This window comes from Corynebacterium pseudokroppenstedtii (genome assembly GCF_019754945.1).
In the GTDB taxonomy this organism is placed as follows: domain Bacteria; phylum Actinomycetota; class Actinomycetes; order Mycobacteriales; family Mycobacteriaceae; genus Corynebacterium; species Corynebacterium pseudokroppenstedtii.
Genome location: NZ_JAEUWU010000002.1, coordinates 398,800 through 419,576, shown reverse-complemented (window position 1 = coordinate 419,576; position 20,777 = coordinate 398,800). Strand labels below are relative to the sequence as shown.

The following is a 20,777-nucleotide window of genomic DNA, read 5'->3' as shown; positions in this document are numbered from 1 at the left end:
GACCCACAAACTAAATATCCAAGAAGCGAACATCCTTCGCGTTACGCGTAATGAAGCTGCGGCGGGCGATGACGTCGTCACCCATGAGGACCGAGAAAATCTCGTCCGCCTTAGCCGCATCCTCCAGCTGAACCTGACGAAGAATACGGATCGAGGGATCCATCGTCGTTTCCCACAGCTCCTTGGGGTTCATTTCGCCCAAACCCTTGTACCGCTGGATGCCGTCGTCCTTGTTGATCTTCCGGCCTTGCTCCAGACCTTCCGCCAACAATTCATCACGTTCGGCGTCGGAGTACGCAAAGCCTGGAGCACCTTTGCCCCACTTCAACTTGTACAGCGGCGGTTGCGCCAGATAAACGTGGCCCACTTCCACCAGCGGACGCATAAACCGGAAAAGCAGGGTCAACAGAAGGGTCGCAATGTGCGAACCGTCAACATCAGCATCGGCCATCAGGATGATCTTGTGATAGCGCAGTTTCTTGATGTCGAACTCGTCGTGAATTCCGGTGCCCAATGCGGTGATGATCGCCTGAACCTCGTTGTTCTTCAGCACGCGATCCAGCCGCGCCTTCTCGACGTTCAGAATCTTCCCTCGAAGAGGAAGAATGGCCTGGTACATCGAATCGCGGCCTGATTTAGCCGAACCACCAGCGGAATCACCCTCCACAATGTAGAGCTCAGAGAGCGTCGGGTCTTTGGATCGGCAATCGGCTAACTTACCTGGCAGGCCGCCCAAATCTGTTGCGGACTTACGACGAACCAAGTCACGAGCCTTGCGCGCCGCCACGCGCGCCTGAGAAGACGACACCGCTTTGTTGACAATAATCTTCGCTTCGGCCGGGTTTGATTCAAACCAGTGGCTAACGTTCTCAAAGACCTGCTTCTGAACGAAGCTCTTGACCTCGGTGTTCCCCAGTTTCGTCTTCGTCTGGCCCTCGAACTGCGGGTCGGCCACTCGGACAGAAATGACGGCAGCGAGACCTTCGCGGCAATCGTCGCCACTCAAGTTAGGTTCTTTGTCCTTGAGTAGCTTGTGCTCGCGCGCGTACCTGTTCATTAACGACGTCAGCGCGGCGCGGAAACCTTCCTCGTGGGTTCCGCCTTCAATGGTGTTGATCGTGTTGGCGAAGGTGTGGACGCTCTGGGCGTAGCCAGAGTTCCACTGCAACGCGACCTCGACCTCGTGTTCGTCACCCTTGGCGTCGAATGTGATGATCGTCGGGTGTATCGCGGTCTTGGTCTTGTTAATGGAGGCAACGTAGTCCTTTAACCCGTCGGGGTAATGGAACGTCTCCGTCCGCTCTTTAGGCTTCTTGGCTTTTTGCTCCGCGTCAGCGGCCGCTTCCTCAGCGGATTTCGCCGCAGCTGCTTCCTCGACAGTGTCGTCGGCATCCTCGGGTGTCTCGGTTGCCTGGCTACGCTTGTCAGTCAGCGTGATGTAGAGACCCTTATTAAGGAACGCCATCTCCTGCAGGCGCCGAGCAATCGTCTCGAACTTAAACTCGGTTGTTTCGAAAACATCCGGATCCGGCCAGAATCGGATGGTTGTCCCTGTTCCGCGGGCTTTTTTGCCTTGGACAAGTTCGTCGGGAATCGCGTCGGTGAAGTTCTGGTACCAGCGGTAGCCATCACGTTTGATTTCCGCTTCAACCCGGGTGGACAGGGCATTGACGACGGAAATACCGACGCCGTGCAGACCACCGGACACAGCGTACGAGTCGTTGTCGAACTTACCGCCGGCGTGGAGTTGCGTCATGACCACTTGGACGGTGGGTGCTCCCGAGGGGTGCATCGAAACGGGGATGCCACGTCCGTCGTCGACAACTTCGATGCCCCCATCTTTCATAATGGTGACATCGACATGCGTGGCGTACCCGGCCATGGCTTCATCGACGGAGTTATCGACAACCTCCCACACGAGGTGGTGTAGGCCTCTTTCTCCGGTCGATCCGATGTACATTCCGGGTCGCTTGCGGACGGCTTCGAGCCCCTCGAGAATGGTAATCGATGAGGCGTCGTAGTCGTGCCTTGTGTTATTTTCGGCAGCATTTTCGGCCACGATGTAGCAGCGCTCCTTTACTTTTCACAGTTGCCCACCATCATACCCGGTATCCCCCCTCAGTTGAACGCCTACCGGGCGTGTAGGGCCCGTATGACGCGATTTTCGGGCTCATATGTCGCGGGGACTATTCCGGAAATCGCTTACCAGTGGAATTTCCCCGCGCGTGTGTCCCGCTATCCGTAGGTATCACGTGGTCCCCGACCCTTGACATGTAGCGGTCCATGCCGCCACGACGGTGGCCGTGGACCAAAGATTTTCACCGCAGTTATCACGTCGGGACCGACATGTTGTGCAATTCTGCTCAGCAATTCTGTCTGTAAATATCGCAGTTCAGATGCTTTAGCGGTGGAATCACACTCAAGAAACAGCGTCGTGTCTTTGATCATCCTGATACTCGAGTGCGCCGCTAAATAGTCGCCTGCGACCGTCGACCAGTTCGCAGTAATCCACCCGTGGGAAATTTTCTCCGTCCACCCGCGCCGCACGACTTCCCGATTGACAATGCTGCCCAGGGACTCGTACCGACGAGTATTTTTCCGACGGTGACCATCCGGCCCCGTGGGATACACCCGAGATGTGCGCGAAAACTCACGAAAAACCGACGTTGCGCTGGGAGTTTTCGCTCGCGGTAGGTCCTTGGAATTCTTCGAATTGTCGTCCTTATCGAATTTCTTGCCGACGTTTCCTTCGTCGGATTTATCGACGGTTTTGTGATTTACACCGTCTTTGTCGGCAGCACCATTTGTGTGCGTGGTGTTCTGATCGGCGTTTTGGCCTGTCGGTGTCGTGGACTCGAGGACTTTCCGCATGTTGGGAGGCATGGGGACACGGCCATGCGAATAGATGCGGGCGAGCGCTTCAGCGACGGGATCATTCATGAGCGTCGCCTCCTTCGTCGTCGGTCTCCGCCACTCCAGCTTCGGCAGAATCGTGAGTGATCCGGGACGACCTGATGTCTGAATCATCAACCGTCGACGCTTCCACTGTCAGCACACGGATATCACTATTCACCAGGTCCTGAGGTAAATCGTCCCCGACGGCCGCGGTAACCAATGTTTGTTCAGCATCTTTGGCAACGCCGGCCAGCGCACGTCGCCGGGCCGCGTCTAACTCCGCGAAGACGTCGTCGAGAATAAGAATGGGGTCCGTGCCCTGCTCACGTTGCCATTCAAAGGAAGCTAAGCGCAGTGCCAGCGCAAATGACCACGATTCGCCGTGGCTGGCGTAACCTCGCGCTGACTGGGTCCCTAACAACAATTCGACGTCGTCGCGGTGAGGACCACACGTACTTGTCCCCCGCTGAATGTCAGTATCCCGCCGCCGTGCCAGCTCCGATAACAACACTGCCTCAATGACCGGTGTCGCTCCTGCAACATCATTGGCGACGGTCTCTGGCGTTATACCCGCCTCAACAAGGGCCTTGTCGACGGTGGACCGGTAGGTGATTTGTGCAGGTCGAGACTCTGGCGCCAGACGCTGGTACGCATTTTTTACGTAGGGCGAGAGCACGTGTGCCAAGACAATCCGCTGCGCCATGACCTGTGCGCCGGCCGCTGCCAGATGAGAATCCCATGTATCCAGTGTGTCCAGGGCGGAATCAGAGTCATTACCTCCTCCATATCCCTGTCGGAGGGTCCTTGATGCCCGTTTAAGCAGCGTATTGCGCTGACGAAGGATCTTATCGTAGTCGGAGCGAGTGCCTGCCCAGCGAGGAAACCGCCCGATGAGGAGATCGTCAAGAAAACGCCGCCGGTGTTCCGGTTCCCCACGTACTAATGCCAAATCTTCCGGCGAAAAAAGAACAGTTTTGACAATTCCAAGCAGCTGACGTGGGCTTTTACACGGGGCACGGTTAATTTGTGCTTTGTTCGATCCGCGCGCCTTGATCAGCATATGGGCGGTGAGTTCCCGGCCACTATTGATGGCCGTTGCCGAGACCGTCGTGTACTCGTGCCCCTCGCGGACCAGTGGCGCATCCGTCGAAACGCGATGCGAACCCAGATGGGCAACATAGTCAAGCGCTTCCACCACGTTGGTCTTTCCATGACCATTCGGCCCTGAAAACACAGTAATTCCCGGGCCGAGGTGAAGATCCAGCTCTGGCCACGACCGGAAATTACGTAATTGCAGCGCACGAATATACACAGGTGGGATGCCTCGTGGGAATGGGAACAGCGTCGAACAGAAAATGTGCCTTTAGCCTGGTAGCCGGACTGGCATCAGGAGGTAGGTGAAGTATGTCGATGGCGTCGGGAATTGGCCATCACTGTCCTGCTCAGGCATGGTTTCGGGCTCGGGAATCAAGATCGCCGGGCGGGAAGGCTGAGTAAACCCAAATACCACATTCTTGGTATCAATCGAGGCTAAGCCTTCTTTCAGGTAATTCGCGTTGAACGCGATGAGAAGTGGCTCGCCGGCAAATTGAGCGGGCAGGGTCTCCTCCGCGGTTCCTGCCTCGGAGCCCCCGGCAGACAAAACGAGCTGATCTTCCGAAAACTCCAGTTTGACCTGCGCATTTCGTTCAGCGACCAGGCTGACACGTCGGATAGCGTCCAATAATGGCGCGATTTCCACGATCGCCATGGATGAGTGGCTCTTCGGCAAGAGCGGCCTGAACTTGGGGAAGTCGGCGTCGATCAGCCGTGTTGTCGTTTGCCGATTCTCCGACACAATGCCCAAAAGTCCATCTTTGCCGACGTCCTGGGCAGCGCCCATCGCCAGTTGGATGGGATCATTCAGGCGGGTATCGAGCGTACGGGCAGAATCCGCCAAGGTACGTGCCGGGATAAGGATCTCCGCGTCGACGTCGGGTGACGACGGTTCCCACGTGAATTCACGAACGGCCAAGCGGAATCGGTCAGTCGCGGCGAGCACAACGTTATCCCCTTTGACCTCCATTTTTATGCCCGTAAGCATAGGCATGGAGTCATCTTTGCCCGCTGCCGACGCAACCTGACCAATGGCAGCAGTGAAAACATGCGGATCAATATGCCCGGTCTCTTCCGGCAATGCCGGGAGTTCCGGATAATCCTCGATGGTCATGGCAGGTAATTCGAAGTTCGATTGCCCGCATGTCACATGAACTTTGGTGCCGTCGACAGAGATAGCGACATCTTTGTGTGGAAGTGACCCAATAATGTCATTCGCTAATTTACCGGCGACGAGGACCTGCCCGGGTTCAAGCACCTCGGCCGAAATTCGCACGCGAGTGGAGACTTCGTAGTCGAATCCGGCAAGGAGCAAGCCGTCGTCATCGGCGGTCATCATGACACCGCGAAGAATCGGCTGAGTAGGTTTGCTCGCTAAACTACGCGCTACCCAGCTGAGGGCTGCGGATAAGTCATCTTTCGCTACCCGAAAAGAAACACCATTGGGTTCCATTGTTACTCCGTGTTCATTGAGTTAGTCGTGGTTGTGATCGTTGTCGTCATCGTGGAGTGATGCACGTTTGGATGTTACCTACTCCTGGTGACAAACCCGAGTCACTTTTTGTTATTTCAGTTCGCAATTGATTCTTCATGTCACTAGCGCATCTGCTGTTAAGTACTCTCAGCCTAGGGCTGCAAATGTGCTTTGATCTGGGTTATCCCCACAGAAGGCCGGGCCCTATTTCTTTAACTCATTTCCCTGAAAGAAAAAGCGGTAATAGCAGTAGGGGCTGTGGAAACAGTGGATAACCGGGATTGTCGCTTGTCGTTGTCGATATTGGGTTGTGGATAAATTGGGGATAATGCTGTGGATAAACTGGGATGGTCTGTGGAGAACTGGGGTGGGTGTCAGTTTATTCACAGTGACGGGCTAGTTATCCCCTGTTATATCCACCGTTTTGGGGCAGTTATCCACAGGAGTATGCGCCTAAAATTCGTGGCCACCGAGCCTATTTTAGCAACAGTGCTACAAAGTGAGTTGTGATCGAAATCATGAAATAACAAAGTTGTAATTACACAGGTGTGGATAACATTGTGGATAAGACGAAATTTCGACAAACACCCAGGTCAACGTGCCAAGTTATCCACAACAGGCCTAAAACACCAGGAAGCTACCGAGCCTGATCTTTGATGCGCGCGGTGATTTCTTGGATGGCCTCATTCGTCGAGCGCTTCTCGCTCATTTCTTTTCGGATCTTGCGCTCGGCATACATCGCGGTGGTGTGGTCACGTCCACCGAACTTGTTGCCTACCTTGGGCAGCGAGAGGTCCGTCAACTCCCTGCACAAGTACATCGCGACCTGTCGCGCGTGGGCAATGGGCCGCGCTTTACCAGGACCGGTCAGGTCAGCCGTCGTCAAGTTAAAGTATTCCGCGGTCACGGACATGATCGTCGGCGCCGTAATTTCCACTACCTCAGGGGCGACCAGGTCTTGAAGCTGGTCGCGGGCCATCTCGAGGGTGACAGGTGTGTGCTGGATCGATGAGACGATGAGCACCTTATTCAGCGCGCCCTCCAGCTCACGCACCGATTCGGCCTTCTGTTCCGCGATAAATGACAACACTTCGCTGGGGACCTGCGCATTTTCCCGCTCCGCTTTGAGTCGTAAGATGGCAATGCGCGTTTCCAGGTCAGGTTTCTGAATGTCCTGCGTGAACCCCCACTGGAAACGGGTCCGGAGCCGAGGTTCTAGCTCTGTCAGCTCCTTGGGTGACCGGTCCGAGCACAGGACAATCTGTTTTTGGGCCCCATGGAGAGCATTGAAGTTGTGGAAGAACTCGATCTGAGTCTCGGGTTTCCCAGCCAGGAATTGAATATCGTCCACCAGCAGGATATCGAAGCTCCGGTATTTCCGTTTGAAGTCCTCACCTCGGTTGTTGCGAATCGAGTTGATCCACTCATTCGTGTATTCCTCGATCGACACATACCGGACACGCAGATTGGGCCGCAGCTCAAGGGCTCGATGCCCAATGGCGTGAAGAATGTGGGTCTTCCCCAGCCCCGATCCTCCCCAAATAAAGAGCGGATTATAGGCCTGAGCAGGGTTTTCCGCGACAGCGATGGCCGCAGCCCGAACTACTCGGTTCCCCTCACCAGCGACAAGATTATCGAAGGTGTAGTTCTCGTTTAACCATGATCGCTCGGAGTCAGGCTTTTGTTCTTGCCGACGCTGGGGCCGCGCATTGTTGATGTACCCCTCGTTCCACGGCTGCGGGGCTGTTTCCGCAGGTGTGTCATAGGAATTGCCGACGTGGGCATCTTTGCTGTTGGAGTAAGCGGGTTCGGTGGGGGTGGCGTCGGGATAGGTGGATGGACGCTCCTCCTGTGGGGAGCTATCGGGGTACTGAAGAACGTAGGGATCGTCCTCATATGAGGTGGGCCGGGGCATCTCACGCGACGGTTGCGTGTTCTCTTGTGCGACGTTTTCGCTGGGTGCGCCGGTTTTAGGGCCTGTGTTGAGTTGTGAAAAATCGCGGTACGACCCTGCAGGGCGAGTTTCCGCGGGGCGAGACTGCGTTGTGCGTGGCTGTGCGGGAGGAGTTTCCGCACGAGGCGGCTCTGTGCGGGGAGGTTCTGCAGAGGAATCGTCGGATTCCGTAGCAGCAGAGTTAATCGAGATAGCCAGTTTTATTGGCTCACCAATAGCTGCGGTGAGTTCGGCGGAGATGATATCGCCGAGTTTGCGCTCGAAGACGCTTTTGGCCGTTCGGTTAGGGGTGGAGATCACGGCGACACCGCCGATAAGACCGACGGGAGCAGCTTGCTTTAACCAGGCCTTATCTTGAGGAGTAATTCGCGTTCCAGGCGCTTGACCTGGGATATCCTCGCGTGGGTTCATTGCCATCAGCTGTGCGACAACGTTATTCCACGTGTTGAAAAAGTCCTCGCTCGCCTGTCCAAATTGGTGAGGGCTGCCCCCAAGGTCCATCGGTCATCCTTTGTGTTGCTGTTGTCGTATTGCTGCTGTGTTGTGCACGGGTACCCGTAGCGAACGTGGAAAACACCGGCGTTCGTGGTCATGTGTGTTTGAGTTTTACACCGTAATGCGGGGTATCGCTCATGAAAAATGACATTGTGGCGGTCTCTAGTGTGGGTTGATGGTCAGATTTTGTTACTAAATTGGGCAGAGCATAATTCCACATTTGTAATTTACGTTCTCCCCAGAGATTCGCTTACTTGTGAATAAGCTGTGAATAACATAATACAGACGTCAGAGGCGTTTTCCACAATGTTATCCACAACCTGGGGATAAACAGGGCTTGAGTTTATCCCCAAGGCGCCTTGAACCTGTGGATTAATTGTGTTGGGGAAGATTTGGCCGTGACCTGGGGAAATTAACCTCAAGTAAAGGTTGAGGTCACAAATGTGGACAACTTATCCACACCCCCTGTGGAATGTGGAGGGACACGCGATGCGACCTGGACTTTCTATTCTGGCAGGTTTATCCACAGGCTCATCGATGTGTCTTTAACCACTGTGGAGTTTTCGTGGAGTTTATAGATGAATTACAACTGTGCAATTTAGGGGTAAAGTGAACACACTGATCGCTGATTTGTGACTCGTGTGGTAAAACCCGTAGTCTTATAAGGTCATTCGTAATAGATCCGTGACGCCTGCGCTTTTCGGTGGCGTCCGATCTTTCACGAGCATGGCAATACACAGCGATTCTGGCTTTGGCTCCATGCTGTTGCCGTCGAAAAGCTGCTCGCCCCGTGTGTGTCGCATGGGAAGTACTAGCGGGTCTGGAAGTACCGCGTAGTAATCGAGATGTCCTAGCGGATTTCTGTATTGCCGTTGAAATAATCTGTTACATGGCAAGCTCTCGGCATGTCGGTACATGGTTGGTGCAACCTGCTACGGCATCGCTGGGTGTAGCGAGCCCGAGTGTATTGAGGAGTTGAGTACCGTGGCCAAAGGCAAGCGGACTTTTCAGCCGAACAACCGCCGTCGTTCCCGTGTTCACGGCTTCCGTAGCCGCATGAGCACGCGGGCCGGTCGTGCCATTGTGTCGGCACGTCGTCGTAAAGGACGTAAGTCGCTGACGGCGTAAGTGCGTAGAGCTACGCACTTCCCCAGCTGGTTGTAAAGCTGGTGTCGTTTTGCGAACGTAGTGGAGTTTCCTCGGTTCTCGGTAAATGTCGTCCGGGGAAGCTCCACTTTTGTCTATACATGTCTATGTACGTCTATATATGAGGCCATCTGTGTAGGGCGATCCGTATAGATGCGCTTATCCATTTCGTAGCGACAGAATCCATTCTTGGCCCATTTCCCAAGTCCATCACGTAGAGGATGTGAATAACGTGCTCCCGGCATCGCAACGGTTGCGTCACAGGTCGGATTTCCGTGCGGCCATTCGAGGTGCTACGTCGGGTACCAAGCTGGTCGTGGTTCATGTCGTCATACGTTCTACCGACCCAGCCACAGCTGATCTCATCAATGGTCCGCGTGTTGGTGTCGTGTGTTCAAAAAGTGTGGGGAATTCAGTTGTTCGGCACACAGTGGCACGGCATCTGCGCCACGTCGCTAAAGAGGTGGTGGACGATCTTCCGCGGAGTGTTGATGTAGTTATTCGCGCTCGCCCTGCCGCTGCGGATGCTTCGCACCGTGCCCTGGCCGAAGCAGTGACATACTGTACGAATAAGGCTTACGGTAAAGCGCGACGTCGGGAAGCTAAGAAGGCGGAAAGTTGAGAAGGCCGGAAGGCGAGAACGCTGGAACCTGAGAAAGGTCACGCATAAGAGCATGGCCAATCATGAACAATGCCGCCGACGTTAATAACCTCACACGGTAGACAGGCACGGGATGCAGATGTTTCACGTGAAACATTCGGAACTGCCACCTCACGGTGGTGACGTTCGTGATGCCTCCACGAGTTCAGCGCACCGTCGTGATTCAACCGTCTGCCATCATGCTTCTACTCCCCCAGTTCGCGACGAGCCCAGCGGTGACCCGATAAACCAGCGTGACGTCGGCCAGATAGACCAACACGAAAACAGCCGTGAGGACCGTCGTCGGCAATCGTGGGCTGAAAAAGCGATACTCTTTTACCAATATGGAATAAGCCCGCTGAAACCTGGACCCTCGTGCCGATTTGAGCCCACGTGTAGCAATTACGCTCTGACCGCCATCCGCAGGTACGGTGTTGTACGAGGTGTGCTCATGGCCGCAATTCGATTGTCGAAATGTGGACCATGGCATCCAGGTGGGTGGGATCCTGTTCCCCCGCGACGAACACCTCGTGAACGTGTTCACGATGCGCACGTGCACGATGACAAAGACCATCGTGAGGGCACAACCGATACTGCTGGCGGGCGAAACAACCGCTAGTGACTCGGTATGGCGCGCAGTCATGACAACGTCCACGGAACAGTCACGGCCCCACAGTCCCAAAACGTAAACGATTAGGAGCGACGCACCCCCGTGCTTAACTTCATCTACTACCCCGTGTCCTGGGTCATGCTGGCCTGGTACAAATTCTTCGGATTATTCCTTAATCCGGACTCCGGCGTGACATGGGCGTTGTCCATTATCTTCCTGGTCTTCACCATCCGCATTTTCTTGTTCAAGCCAATGGCGAACCAGATGCGGTCCGGTCGGAAGATGCAGGAACTGCAGCCGAAAATGCAGGAAATTCGGGCTAAATATAAGAACGACCAGCAGACTCAAGCCATTGAGATGCGCAAACTCCAAAAGGAGATGGGCGTTAATCCCCTGGCTTCGTGCCTGCCGGCTCTAGTTCAGATGCCCATCTTTATTTCGCTGTACCACGTACTTCGGTCCTTTAACCGTACGGGTACCGGCCATGGCGAACTAGGAATGACCGTCGAACAAACCCGCAACACTCCTAACTACGGCTTCGGTGCCACCGAGGTGCAGTCCTTCCTCGACGCGCGACTGTTCGGCGCTCCCCTGTCGGCTTACATCCGGATGCCGGAAAAGGCGTTCGACGCGTTCTCCGCGAGCGGAAGCGTTGATTTCACACGGACCAACATTCTCGTGGTGGCCATCCCGCTGATGATTATTTCCGCGTTGGCCACGCACTTTAACGCCCGGAATATGGTTCGGCGGAATAAGGCGCGTCAGGCGGCCGATCCGAAGAAGAACGCTCAGAACCCGCAGATGGCCATGCAAGCCAACATGATGAACAACATGATGTTGTGGCTTTTCCCGGCCATGATTCTGATCACCGGTATGTTCTGGCAGATCGGACTGTTGACCTACATGTTGGCAAACAACGTCTGGACCCTGGGCCAGCAAATTGTTCTCTTCAACAAGATGGACCGCGAAGAGGAAGAGGAAAAGAAGGCGAAGGCTGAAGCTCAGAGGGCCACTGCACCGAAGGTTGGGCAGAAGCCGAAGAATAATAAGAAAAAGGGCGGCAAGAAGAAGAAATAACAACCGCACCGAGCGTCGCGCGAAGGGACGCTATGTGCCGTGAGGCGTGAAGGAGGGCTTGCAGGCCCTCCTTTTTTCATGCTGTGGTGAGGTTAATGCGACGCCGTGGTTAACGTGGCGGCTTACTTCACGTAGTGGTTTGCTTCAATTACCGACGCCGTCGTCGGCCTTTCATGTGAACTCTCGGACACGTGATTATGGGGGTTGAAAACACCCTTACCCCTACCGCACTCCCCTTTCGGCGCGCATAATTGAGGCATGAACGAAGGCCCTGTGAACAATACCGACCGTGCTGCAGAGTCAGCTGCCGATTACATCGAAGAGCTTTTAGACGCCGCCGATCTCGATGGCGATATTGACTATGGCGTTACTCAAGGTCGACCGTTTGTGGAACTTCCGGGTGGCGATTGCGCCCAACTTATCGGCCGGCACGGTGAAGGTATCGATGCTTTGCAGATGCTGATGCGATTGGCAGTTCGCGCTTCAGGGTTTAAGGACGTTCCGGGGGTTGTTCTGGATATCGACGGTTATCGCGATGCGCAACGTCAGGGTCTTTTTGTCGAGGCAGAAGAAGCATTAGATCGAGTGCGCGAAACGGGCGAACCTGTGGTCCTCCGGCCGATGAATCCGTTTGAGCGCGCTGCTGTGCATAGCCGGGTGGCGGAAGAGGAAGGCTTTACCTCCGAGAGCGCGGGGCTACCTCCGATGCGCTCTGTCGTGGTTTCACGTGAAACATCTGACGGCGCTGTACGCTAGCATCGGTGAGCGATCAGATCCGATCCAGCAGCAGAGTACCGAACAGCAAAGCACCCAGTAGCAAGGTAATAACAACAAGGTAATGACTGACCGAGACAATGTTTCACGTGAAACATCCATCGAGCACGGTGACCACGATCGTGCTCCAGGTGTGAGCGATGCTCCAGACACCAATGAAGCCCACGGCGTAGATAGCGATCTCCGGGCCAATGAAGCTCCAGCCACTCCCCCAGAAGCTGCGACGGTCTTTGGTGATCGCCTCCCCCTCGCCGTTGCCTACCACGAGTCGTTACGCAATGACGCGACAGTCCGCGGGCTCATCGGGCCTCGCGAAGCACCACGTCTGTGGGAACGCCATATTCTCAACTGCGCTGTGATTGGTGAACTGATGGACCGCGACTCGCGTGTCGTCGATATCGGAAGCGGCGCCGGGCTTCCGGGCATTCCCCTCGCGATCGCACGACCAGACTTAGACATTACGCTCATCGAGCCACAGCTACGACGCGTGAATTACCTTAAGGAAATCGTCGGCAAGCTTGAATTGGATAATGTGTCAGTGCTTCGTGGCCGTGCCGAAGAGAAGACGATAAAGCGACAGAATCGCGGGGCCGATTACGTGACGAGCCGAGCAGTCGCGCCACTGGGGAAACTCATGGGATGGTCTCTGCCATTAACCAAGCGGCACGGCTTGGTCTTGGCCATGAAGGGCGCAAGCGCTCACGAAGAAATTGAGCGCGATCAAAGGGCTATCAGCTCAGCCGGGGGCGGGGAATGTTCAGTCGTCGAGGCGGGGGTAGATCTCTTGCCCGACGCAACCATCGTCGTGCGTTGCGAACGTCGCTGACACTCGGCATGTGGCGTCGGTTGCTCGACCAGGAATGCTAGTTTGTTCCCGTGAATCCGGCTAGGATAAGCCAGGTTACGAAAACGTCGGACAGCCACACGGAAGTTTTACAACACGGACACAAAGGACGGGAACATGGGCAGGGTTTCGTCGGACGGGTATGACTATGACGACGACAACAGCATAGAAGAACAAGCCCGACGGGCCGCGCGGTTTCAATCGGGGACGATGAAGCCCCTTCCACGACCTCGCCACACCCGGAAAATCGCCTTGGCGAACCAGAAAGGTGGCGTCGGGAAGACCACGTCGACTGTTAATTTAGCGTGGGCACTGTCGCTGAGGGGCCAAAAAGTGCTGGTGGTGGACCTTGATCCACAGGGAAACGCGTCCACTGCTCTCAGCGCCGAGCACCGGGCGGAAGGCACTCCGTCCACCTATGAGGTCATTATTGGTGAAATTGAGCCGAAGGATGCCGTTCAAGCTCACCCGTCGAACCCCAATATGTTCACTATTCCGGCCACCATCGATCTGGCCGGTGCGGAAATGGAACTGGCTAACGGGTACAACCGTGAGTATCGCGTAGCGCAAATGCTGGGCGATGAGGGTATCGACGATATGGGGTTCGATTACATCTTCATCGACTGTCCACCGTCATTGGGCCTTCTGACGATTAACGGGCTGACCGGTGCGAATGAAATTATCATTCCGATTCAGTGTGAGTTTTATGCTCTTGAGGGCGTGACGCAGCTGACCGAAAACGTCCGCCTGATACGGGAGGCTCTCAACCCTAATTTGGACATCACCGGTGTCTTGCTCACCATGTACGACAGTCGCACGAATCTTTCGCATGATGTCGAGAACGATGTCCGCGAGTCGTTCGGTTCGTTGGTGTTTGATCGCGTCATTCCTCGGAATGTTCGTGTGTCCGAGGCGCCGAGCTATGGGCAGACTGTGATCGAGCACGATGCAGGTTCCCCTGGGTCGGCAGCGTACATGGCGGCTGTTGAGGAACTCGCCCGCCGAGAGCCGGAGTCGCCATTGCAGAACGCGGACCCCCGTCGTGGCCGTCATACTGCGTAATACTCGGCGCCCGAGACTCAGCGTCGGAAACGCGCCGCCCGGAACTCGGAGTGTGAAGCTCGGAGCCCGAAATGCGCGGGTGTCATGTCGGGCAGAATCGACGGGCATGGTTCCACAATGTTTCACGTGAAACATTCGGGTCGCGCTCGGATCGGGCGGTACACGAATCGCTGAGTTTCCCTACAACGATAAAAAACTGACTAGGCTACGGGGCACAATGTAATTTGGTCGCCAGACGCCCGTAACCCTCACTATTTAATAATTTCTTCATAATCGACGATCGATCGATGAACCTGCACTCGGTGGTCCCTCGGGCTCCAGCGCAGATTCTCCACAACGATAAGGATGAACGTCATGGCAGAAGCCAAACGCAAGAGTGGCCTCGGTAAAGGACTCGCCTCCTTGATCCCCACGGGACCGGCAAAACCACAAATTGGCAACGACGCAGCCGACGTCATCTTTGGGGCGAACCGAGGTAGTAACAGCGCTCCGGAACCGTCTTGGTATTCACTGACGAAGAGTCCGCGTCGTGGTCAGAACGTGGACCGCTCAGCCGACGGCACGAAGTCTGACAGCGCTACGTCATCTGAGGATGCAGATGCTCAGACAAGTAGTAGCGCGAAGAACGGTAAGAGTGCCAACAATAAGGGCACTACCTCGGCGGACACCCACCACGGACGGACGAAAGCGGGGTTGCCGAAAAACCGGTCAAGCTTGGGACAGCGGGCAGCGGCGGAGAGAAAAGAAGCCGCAGGTGATAAAAACCGGACCGCATCGTCGACTGCTAAAAAGGCAAAGGCTCAGGGAGCCGCTGATTCAGCATCAGCCGCCCAAGCTGAAGGACAGAGTGAAGATACGCCGCAGAAACCGCTCATTAGCGATGAGACCGCGACATATCGCGAGCTTCCGATCAACGCGATCATCAGGAACGAAAAAAATCCGCGCCAGGACTTCGATCAAGAAGCACTGCGTGAATTGGCTCATTCGATCCGTGAGTTTGGCCTCCTTCAGCCGATCGTCGTGCGTCAGGCGTCGGAACCTGGAAAATTTGAACTCATCATGGGCGAACGCCGCCTGCGTGCCGCTCAATTAGCAGATCTAGAAGCCATCCCCTCTATCGTCCGCGAAGCCGACGATGACACCATGCTGAGGGATGCGCTGCTGGAAAATATCCACCGTGTGCAGCTCAACCCTTTGGAGGAAGGTGCGGCCTACCAGCAACTGCTCGAAGAGTTTGGTGTCACCCAGGCAGAGTTAGCCACACGACTAGGGCGTTCCCGGCCAGTTATTTCAAACACCATTCGTCTTCTTCAACTTCCGCTGCCCGTTCAACGTCGAGTAGCTGCAGGAGTGTTGTCCGCAGGTCATGCCCGTGCTCTCATGGGAGTGACCCAAGGCCCTGACGCTCAAATCAAGCTTGCTGAACGCATTGTGGCGGAAGGTCTGTCGGTGCGTGCGACAGAGGAAGCCGTCACGCTTATCAACCGAGGAGAGAACGAACCTAAGAAGAAGGAGCCGCGTGCTCCCCGCCCGCAGCCCGAAAAAATGACTCACTGGGCAGACACGTTCGGCGACTACTTAGATACCAACGTCAAGGTCCAGATGGGGGCTAAGAAAGGCAAGATTGTTGTCGAGTTCGCGGGTATGGAGGATTTCGACCGCATTATCGCAATGCTAAAAGCCCAGGAACCCAGCAATGGGGCAGATAGTGGCCCGCACTCCCCTAGTGGACATCACGATGCTTCTCGTACGGAGGAAGAACGCCACTAGACCCATGCGAATAGTTGTACATCCGCTCACCCTTGACACCCTGGGGGACCTGGCCGGGACGGCTGCGACCAACACTTTTTGGACAACCCAGCCGGGCACACAAAGTCACAATGACACCGCGTCGCAGCCCTCAGGGCCAGCTGGTCAGCCGCGAAACGCGGATTCTGGGAACCCTCGGCTGGATAAAGAATTGTGGATGCACAACACCCTCACCACGTGGGGGCCATGCGCCTTCACCGCGTACGTGACGTCCGGAGCAGACGCGGATTTAGCAGTCCCTGCTGCCACCGTGGTCTTCGCACCGCCGGCCAGCCTGCCTGGGCGCCTAGCTTTCCCAACCGGACCAGTCAGTGATGACGCAGTGCTCATTTCTACAGTGCATGTGCCACCGCCCTACCAGGGACTCTTCTTAGAACACCGACTTATCGACGCTGCCGTCGACGAATTATCCCGCCGCGGAGTACGAGCCGTGGAATGCTTTGCTGTTCGCCCCACCGCGTCACCAGCCGATAAGGCCACCAGCCCCCTTATTCCCCGCCATGCTCCGATCCTATGTTCTGACGTGCTGGAAGAGCGGGGTTTTGAGGTCGCTGCCGACGATCCGGCTTTCCCGCGATACCGGATGGAGCTCCCCGACACGGGAAACCTTTTCGCAGCTGTCGAAGAGAGTCTGTGGGAAGCGACTGTCACCATGGGATTCCGGATCAAAGTCGGCATGGGAGCCCACTAGTCCGGGCACGGATATGAGTTCTAAAAAGAATGCCCACAAACCCTAGTGCAGCGGGACACCTCACATCGCTCCGTAGGACCCACTATCCTCGGGGCTAATTGCCTTAGTAACGGCTGAGATGGCTCCGTTGCTGTCTGCAGCTCCAGAGGTAGCAGCGTTTATTAATGTGACAAGCGCGGTTCCCACGCACATAGAGTAGAAAATGCGCAAATACGTGCAGCTTAGAACTATTTACTTTGTATATTTCCTTCTTCTCTTCTTCGGTCTTGGTGCTATAGCTACTGAACTTGATGGGTCGCCTTTAGCAAAACCGATGATGACTATTGCTCTTATTGCGTCACTGGTTTTCTCTTTTGTCGTCATCCACGATAAACGAAAGAAAATGGATCGCTAAAGAACGAAAATTGCATGATGGGTGTTTGACCACCGCCATCGGCGTTTTGTATTCCAGGAATTACTGCAGCGGCAATCGGCCCGCTAACAGGTCAGTTATCCTCCACCCGGCTACGGTGTACGCGGCTAACATCAGGGAGTCGCTTTTGATCCAGTGGTCGAGGTAGCTCCTCTTGAACGCACAGTTGCGCCTCCCCCTCCAATCGACTGATTTTCAGGTGCCGGCTCTGCTCGTAATTTTGGTCGCCCGCTTGAGTAGAACTCAAGCACGACGATTGAATGTAAGTATTAAAAACCGAAACTAAATGACACCATTTTTGCATTATGATACTTGCATGCCTGTCCGTCTTACTGATGACCAATTAGCCACTTACGTTGCTGAAGCGGAAGACGGCTACGACCTCGATAGACTCAGCACCCGTGGGCGTGGCCGCCTTGGACAAGACATACATCGCACCCACGTCGTAACGGTGCATCTGACAGCTGCGGAGCTAGCCGCACTCGATCAGCTCACCGACCGACTTAATATGAACCGCTCTGAGGCCATTCGTTACGCCATCACTCATTCAAATCCCGATGCATACGGTAATCCTCTCGGCGACTACGCATGAGATTCGATCCTCACGCCCGTTCCCTTGAAACCGTTGTGTTTGTCGCAAATGACAGGGATGAGTCACTTCCAATGCCATAAAGATTCGACCTATTCGTCGGAGCGCTACGAAGTATTGAAAAACAGTCGGAACCAGCACTCGAACAAGGATGGTTACCGTGACCTACACCGCTGATATCACTCGTGAGAGAAAGAACTGATTAGCAACCGTGACTGACCTCGATGGGGTTTCCACCTGGGCTCCTAATTTCAGGCAACTCGATTTTTATGCCCGCGAGCCTATCGCGCTGGCCGAGGACCTGCCTGATGGCGCTGAAAACACACTAGAAATTACTTGGCGTATGACAGACGCTTCCCCAGATAACGCTGTGGGATAAGAGGAATTACACTTCATGAAGCTCCGGGGCACTATTCCAGCCCACAAAACAGCAACAATAGCTCCCGCCCATTTACGTCACCGTGGTTAAAACAGTTAGCTCTGCGTCGTTAACCTTGTGACTCGAGTTCGAGGAGTTCCGAGAAAGTAAAAGTACCCGTCGGCTGATCATCATTATCAGCAAGGTACAACCGCTTCACCGCGATCAACATGGCCTCCGTGATGACATCACGGTAGTTCGGGTCCACCAGCACAGCAGTATCGTGCGGATTGGAAAGATAACCTAAAACGATCTCAACCGTCGGCATGGACGTGAGGCGCAACACATCCCACGTACGCGCATGGTTGCGGCAGTTCTGCAGCGGAGTCCGGGCTACGATTTCACGCTGTATATAGCCCGACAATAACTCGCCAGTGATCGACGAATGCCCGCGAGGGGATCCGAAATAAAACGACGCGCACCCTTCAGCCCGCTCGTTGTGATACCAATCACATCGCAGGCTAATGACCAGATCCGCACCGAAAGCATTGGCAATATCGGCCCGCTCCGAATCAGTCGAATTAGTCTGACGCGGGCGCGAAATAATCGTCTCAATACCCGTCGCGACCATGCGGCCCTCTAACCGCGTCGCGATGTCCCACAGAATCTCTTCTTCGGTCAGCTCACCATAAGGGCCACGCAGGACATGACCAGGTGTGGAAAGCCCCAGGCCCGGATCAATCACAATGCGCTTACCCGACAGCTGTGGACCTGCAGCACGAACGGTCTCGCGCTCCTGGATAGCCGCGCGTGAGCCACCCGTGATGCTCCGCCCCAGATAGGACAGCGCCTTCAGTGTGTCCGGCCCGCAGACACCGTCGACAGTAAGACCATAATCACGCTGATAGTTTTTCAGCGCACTATATGTGTCACGGGAAAACTGCCCATCGATCTGCGAGGAATAGAAACCAAGTTCCTGCAGGTGAGATTGCAGCTGGGCAACATCATCACCCTGCATCGGCGACGACGGGTCATACAGCAGAACGCGAGCCCCCAGTGAATAGGTGGCCTCACGCAAGAGGCGAAGGGTGTGGTCGTTAATAACGCCGTCGGCAAGAACTCCTCGCTGCTGCTGAAAAGCTCGCAACGCTGATTGGAGTTCATAGTCGAAGTCGTCGTCACCATCAGCCCACTGGTCGGTGCTGGTGTGCTCCGCCACTGGGTGCTTAAGAAGACCAACCTTCGTGAGGATCGTGCGAACCTCCGCGACGCGAGGGCTCTTATCCCCCACTTGCAGGTTTTCCTCCACGATCGTCTCAGCCCCTTTAACCCAATTTCTGCCGATATAACAATGTCAGTGAGTCAGTCTATCAGTGAACAGTGTTGTGTTAGTGAATAGAGTTAAAGAAGTTTCTCAAGTGCGGTAGTGATGTGAGATTTGGGGTGAGCCCCGTGGATTTCTTCAACTTTCTTGCCGTCCTTGAACAGCAACATCGTCGGGATGGACATGACCTGGAACATGGAGGCCAAGGGTGCGTTCTCGTCCACGTTGACCTTGGCGATCACGGCCTTGCCGTCGTATTCGTCGGCGATCTCTTCCAGGACGGGGTTCATTTTCCGACACGGACCACACCAGGTTGCCCAGAAATCGACGAGAACAGGCTTGTCGGAGTCCACGACGGTGGAACGGAACGAGTCCGTGGTGACGTTTACTGGGGAAGTCATGGGGGTGTGAAATCCTTTCCGGCTGGAGTTAATTCCGACTGGAATTAGTGGTGTAGGTACAAGCGTTGGTTAGAAGGTTTTATGCGACCCTCTATGTACGTAGAACGCTCTATGTATGTAGAACGCGGGATGCAGGTTTTCTATTCACTATCCCGCATATGTCGTGGTCCTAAGGGTAGGGTGAGGGGCCGCAGTCATCTTATCCGCGCAGGTCAACGAGATAATGTTCGACGTCGAGTGCAGCGCGACAACCCGATCCCGCAGCGGTGATGGCCTGCTGGTAGTGGCTATCGACGACGTCGCCGGCGGCGAACACTCCCGGAATCGACGTCCGTGTGGAGGGCTCCTGTACCAGGATGTATCCCTTATCGTCCGTGTCGATGACATCGCGAACCATCTCAGAGCGGGGATCGTGTCCGATAGCGACAAACAGTGCCGACGCAGTCAGCGTGCGCTGCTCACCTGTCTGAGTGTCTTCGAGAATGAGGTGATCGACGGGACCGTCGCCACACACTTCGGTGACGACGGCGTTCATCTCGAAATCAATCTTCGGATTGTCCTTCGCGCGCTGAACCATGATGTTTGAGGCACGGAATTCGCCACGTCGGTGAACGATGGTGACTGAGGAACCAAACTTGGTAAGGAAGTCTGCCTCCTCCATGGCGGAGTCCCCTCCCCCGACGACAACGATGGGTTTGTCTTTGAAGAAGAAGCCGTCGCAGGTGGCGCAGGCGGATACGCCGAGACCCAGGTGCTCTTGTTCACCCTTGACACCAAGGTAGCGAGGGGCTGCACCCGTCGCGATAATGACTGCTCGCGCTTGGTATTCCTCACCCTCCGAACGGACGATCTTGATGTCGCCGGTCAGGTCCATGCTCTCGACCATGTCCTGTTTGAGTTCGGCACCGAAGCGCTCGGCCTGCTGGCGCATCTCCTCCATGAGTGACGGGCCCATAATCCCATCGTGGAAGCCAGGGTAGTTTTCGACCTCGGTAGTCTGCATGAGTAGACCACCGTATTCGATGCCTTCGAACACAAGGGGCTTGAGATTTGCCCGAGCAGCATAAATGGCTGCGGTGTAGCCGGCAGGGCCAGATCCGACAATGATGACATCGTGAACACTCATG

General features: G+C 55.3%; 19 protein-coding genes. 11 read left to right on the top strand and 8 right to left on the bottom strand.

All coding sequences use genetic code 11. The features are described 5' to 3' along the window. Positions 1 to 10: 10 nt before the first annotated feature. From gyrB to dnaA, 5 genes are all read right to left on the bottom strand, one after another. Positions 11 to 2,059: a DNA topoisomerase (ATP-hydrolyzing) subunit B gene (gyrB, locus tag JMN36_RS04845; protein ID WP_204087750.1), complete on the bottom strand. Its 2,049-nt coding sequence runs from the start codon at positions 2,057 to 2,059 to the stop codon at positions 11 to 13. Positions 2,060 to 2,235: 176 nt separating this feature from the next. Further along, a complete protein-coding gene (locus JMN36_RS04840; protein WP_204087749.1) occupies positions 2,236 to 2,940 on the bottom strand; it encodes a DciA family protein in 705 nt (234 codons plus the stop codon). Further along, a complete protein-coding gene (gene recF, locus JMN36_RS04835) occupies positions 2,933 to 4,207 on the bottom strand; it encodes a DNA replication/repair protein RecF (protein ID WP_204087748.1) in 1,275 nt (424 codons plus the stop codon). The genes JMN36_RS04840 and recF overlap by 8 nt, the downstream gene beginning before the upstream one ends. Before the next feature lie 51 nt (positions 4,208 to 4,258). Then, positions 4,259 to 5,443: a DNA polymerase III subunit beta gene (gene dnaN / locus JMN36_RS04830; RefSeq protein ID WP_204087747.1), complete on the bottom strand. Its 1,185-nt coding sequence runs from the start codon at positions 5,441 to 5,443 to the stop codon at positions 4,259 to 4,261. Positions 5,444 to 6,101: 658 nt separating this feature from the next. Next, positions 6,102 to 7,919: a chromosomal replication initiator protein DnaA gene (dnaA, locus tag JMN36_RS04825; RefSeq protein WP_204087746.1), complete on the bottom strand. Its 1,818-nt coding sequence runs from the start codon at positions 7,917 to 7,919 to the stop codon at positions 6,102 to 6,104. A 978-nt stretch (positions 7,920 to 8,897) separates the two neighbouring features. Here dnaA and rpmH point away from each other — a divergent pair. The 11 genes from rpmH (at position 8,898) to JMN36_RS04770 (ending at position 17,946) form a co-directional block, all read left to right on the top strand. Further along, positions 8,898 to 9,041, top strand: coding sequence for a 50S ribosomal protein L34 (rpmH, locus tag JMN36_RS04820; protein WP_012732704.1), 144 nt, complete (start codon positions 8,898 to 8,900; stop codon positions 9,039 to 9,041). A 241-nt stretch (positions 9,042 to 9,282) separates the two neighbouring features. Continuing rightward, positions 9,283 to 9,681, top strand: a complete 399-nt coding sequence (rnpA, locus tag JMN36_RS04815) for a ribonuclease P protein component (protein ID WP_221923945.1) — start codon at positions 9,283 to 9,285, stop codon at positions 9,679 to 9,681. A gap of 286 nt (positions 9,682 to 9,967) precedes the next feature. Continuing rightward, positions 9,968 to 10,318, top strand: coding sequence for a membrane protein insertion efficiency factor YidD (gene yidD, locus JMN36_RS10710; protein ID WP_236881726.1), 351 nt, complete (start codon positions 9,968 to 9,970; stop codon positions 10,316 to 10,318). A gap of 93 nt (positions 10,319 to 10,411) precedes the next feature. Continuing rightward, positions 10,412 to 11,386: a membrane protein insertase YidC gene (gene yidC / locus JMN36_RS04805; protein WP_046203502.1), complete on the top strand. Its 975-nt coding sequence runs from the start codon at positions 10,412 to 10,414 to the stop codon at positions 11,384 to 11,386. A 258-nt stretch (positions 11,387 to 11,644) separates the two neighbouring features. Next, positions 11,645 to 12,142, top strand: coding sequence for a Jag family protein (locus tag JMN36_RS04800; RefSeq protein WP_204087743.1), 498 nt, complete (start codon positions 11,645 to 11,647; stop codon positions 12,140 to 12,142). Positions 12,143 to 12,224: 82 nt separating this feature from the next. Next, entirely contained in the window at positions 12,225 to 12,986 is a 762-nt protein-coding gene (gene rsmG, locus JMN36_RS04795; RefSeq protein WP_204087742.1) for a 16S rRNA (guanine(527)-N(7))-methyltransferase RsmG, read from the top strand. Positions 12,987 to 13,121: 135 nt separating this feature from the next. Further along, positions 13,122 to 14,066, top strand: coding sequence for a ParA family protein (locus JMN36_RS04790; protein ID WP_046203499.1), 945 nt, complete (start codon positions 13,122 to 13,124; stop codon positions 14,064 to 14,066). Positions 14,067 to 14,420: 354 nt separating this feature from the next. Then, positions 14,421 to 15,836: a ParB/RepB/Spo0J family partition protein gene (locus JMN36_RS04785; RefSeq protein WP_412728556.1), complete on the top strand. Its 1,416-nt coding sequence runs from the start codon at positions 14,421 to 14,423 to the stop codon at positions 15,834 to 15,836. 4 nt (positions 15,837 to 15,840) lie between these two features. Beyond that, complete coding sequence (locus JMN36_RS04780; RefSeq protein WP_204087740.1) at positions 15,841 to 16,566, top strand: hypothetical protein; 726 nt, start codon at positions 15,841 to 15,843, stop codon at positions 16,564 to 16,566. Between the two features lie 728 nt (positions 16,567 to 17,294). Continuing rightward, on the top strand, positions 17,295 to 17,570 hold the full coding sequence (locus tag JMN36_RS04775; RefSeq protein ID WP_204087739.1) for a ribbon-helix-helix domain-containing protein: 276 nt from the start codon (positions 17,295 to 17,297) through the stop codon (positions 17,568 to 17,570). A gap of 208 nt (positions 17,571 to 17,778) precedes the next feature. Then, positions 17,779 to 17,946, top strand: coding sequence for a hypothetical protein (locus JMN36_RS04770; protein WP_204087738.1), 168 nt, complete (start codon positions 17,779 to 17,781; stop codon positions 17,944 to 17,946). Positions 17,947 to 18,055: 109 nt separating this feature from the next. On the opposite strand, the gene JMN36_RS04765 is transcribed toward JMN36_RS04770, so the two are convergent. The 3 genes from JMN36_RS04765 to trxB all read right to left on the bottom strand — a co-directional run bounded on the left by JMN36_RS04765 (position 18,056) and on the right by trxB (position 20,776). Further along, the gene (locus tag JMN36_RS04765; protein WP_221923944.1) at positions 18,056 to 19,234 is read right to left on the bottom strand and encodes an N-acetylmuramoyl-L-alanine amidase; all 1,179 of its coding nucleotides are present in this window, start codon (positions 19,232 to 19,234) and stop codon (positions 18,056 to 18,058) included. 92 nt (positions 19,235 to 19,326) lie between these two features. Continuing rightward, entirely contained in the window at positions 19,327 to 19,650 is a 324-nt protein-coding gene (trxA, locus tag JMN36_RS04760; RefSeq protein ID WP_204087736.1) for a thioredoxin, read from the bottom strand. 199 nt (positions 19,651 to 19,849) lie between these two features. Then, complete coding sequence (gene trxB / locus JMN36_RS04755) at positions 19,850 to 20,776, bottom strand: thioredoxin-disulfide reductase (protein ID WP_204087735.1); 927 nt, start codon at positions 20,774 to 20,776, stop codon at positions 19,850 to 19,852. Position 20,777 lies beyond the last annotated feature (1 nt).

What these genes read in the sequence shown, in the direction of transcription:
- JMN36_RS04775 (WP_204087739.1), top strand. Translation starts at nt 17,295, where the DNA reads ATGCCTGTCCGTCTTACTGATGACCAATTAGCCACTTACGTTGCTGAA.
- dnaA (WP_204087746.1), bottom strand. Translation starts at nt 7,919, where the DNA reads ATGGACCTTGGGGGCAGCCCTCACCAATTTGGACAGGCGAGCGAGGAC.
- JMN36_RS04790 (WP_046203499.1), top strand. Translation starts at nt 13,122, where the DNA reads ATGGGCAGGGTTTCGTCGGACGGGTATGACTATGACGACGACAACAGC.
- rsmG (WP_204087742.1), top strand. Translation starts at nt 12,225, where the DNA reads ATGACTGACCGAGACAATGTTTCACGTGAAACATCCATCGAGCACGGT.
- JMN36_RS04780 (WP_204087740.1), top strand. Translation starts at nt 15,841, where the DNA reads ATGCGAATAGTTGTACATCCGCTCACCCTTGACACCCTGGGGGACCTG.
- JMN36_RS04800 (WP_204087743.1), top strand. Translation starts at nt 11,645, where the DNA reads ATGAACGAAGGCCCTGTGAACAATACCGACCGTGCTGCAGAGTCAGCT.
- JMN36_RS04840 (WP_204087749.1), bottom strand. Translation starts at nt 2,940, where the DNA reads ATGAATGATCCCGTCGCTGAAGCGCTCGCCCGCATCTATTCGCATGGC.
- dnaN (WP_204087747.1), bottom strand. Translation starts at nt 5,443, where the DNA reads ATGGAACCCAATGGTGTTTCTTTTCGGGTAGCGAAAGATGACTTATCC.
- trxB (WP_204087735.1), bottom strand. Translation starts at nt 20,776, where the DNA reads ATGAGTGTTCACGATGTCATCATTGTCGGATCTGGCCCTGCCGGCTAC.
- trxA (WP_204087736.1), bottom strand. Translation starts at nt 19,650, where the DNA reads ATGACTTCCCCAGTAAACGTCACCACGGACTCGTTCCGTTCCACCGTC.
- JMN36_RS04785 (WP_412728556.1), top strand. Translation starts at nt 14,421, where the DNA reads ATGGCAGAAGCCAAACGCAAGAGTGGCCTCGGTAAAGGACTCGCCTCC.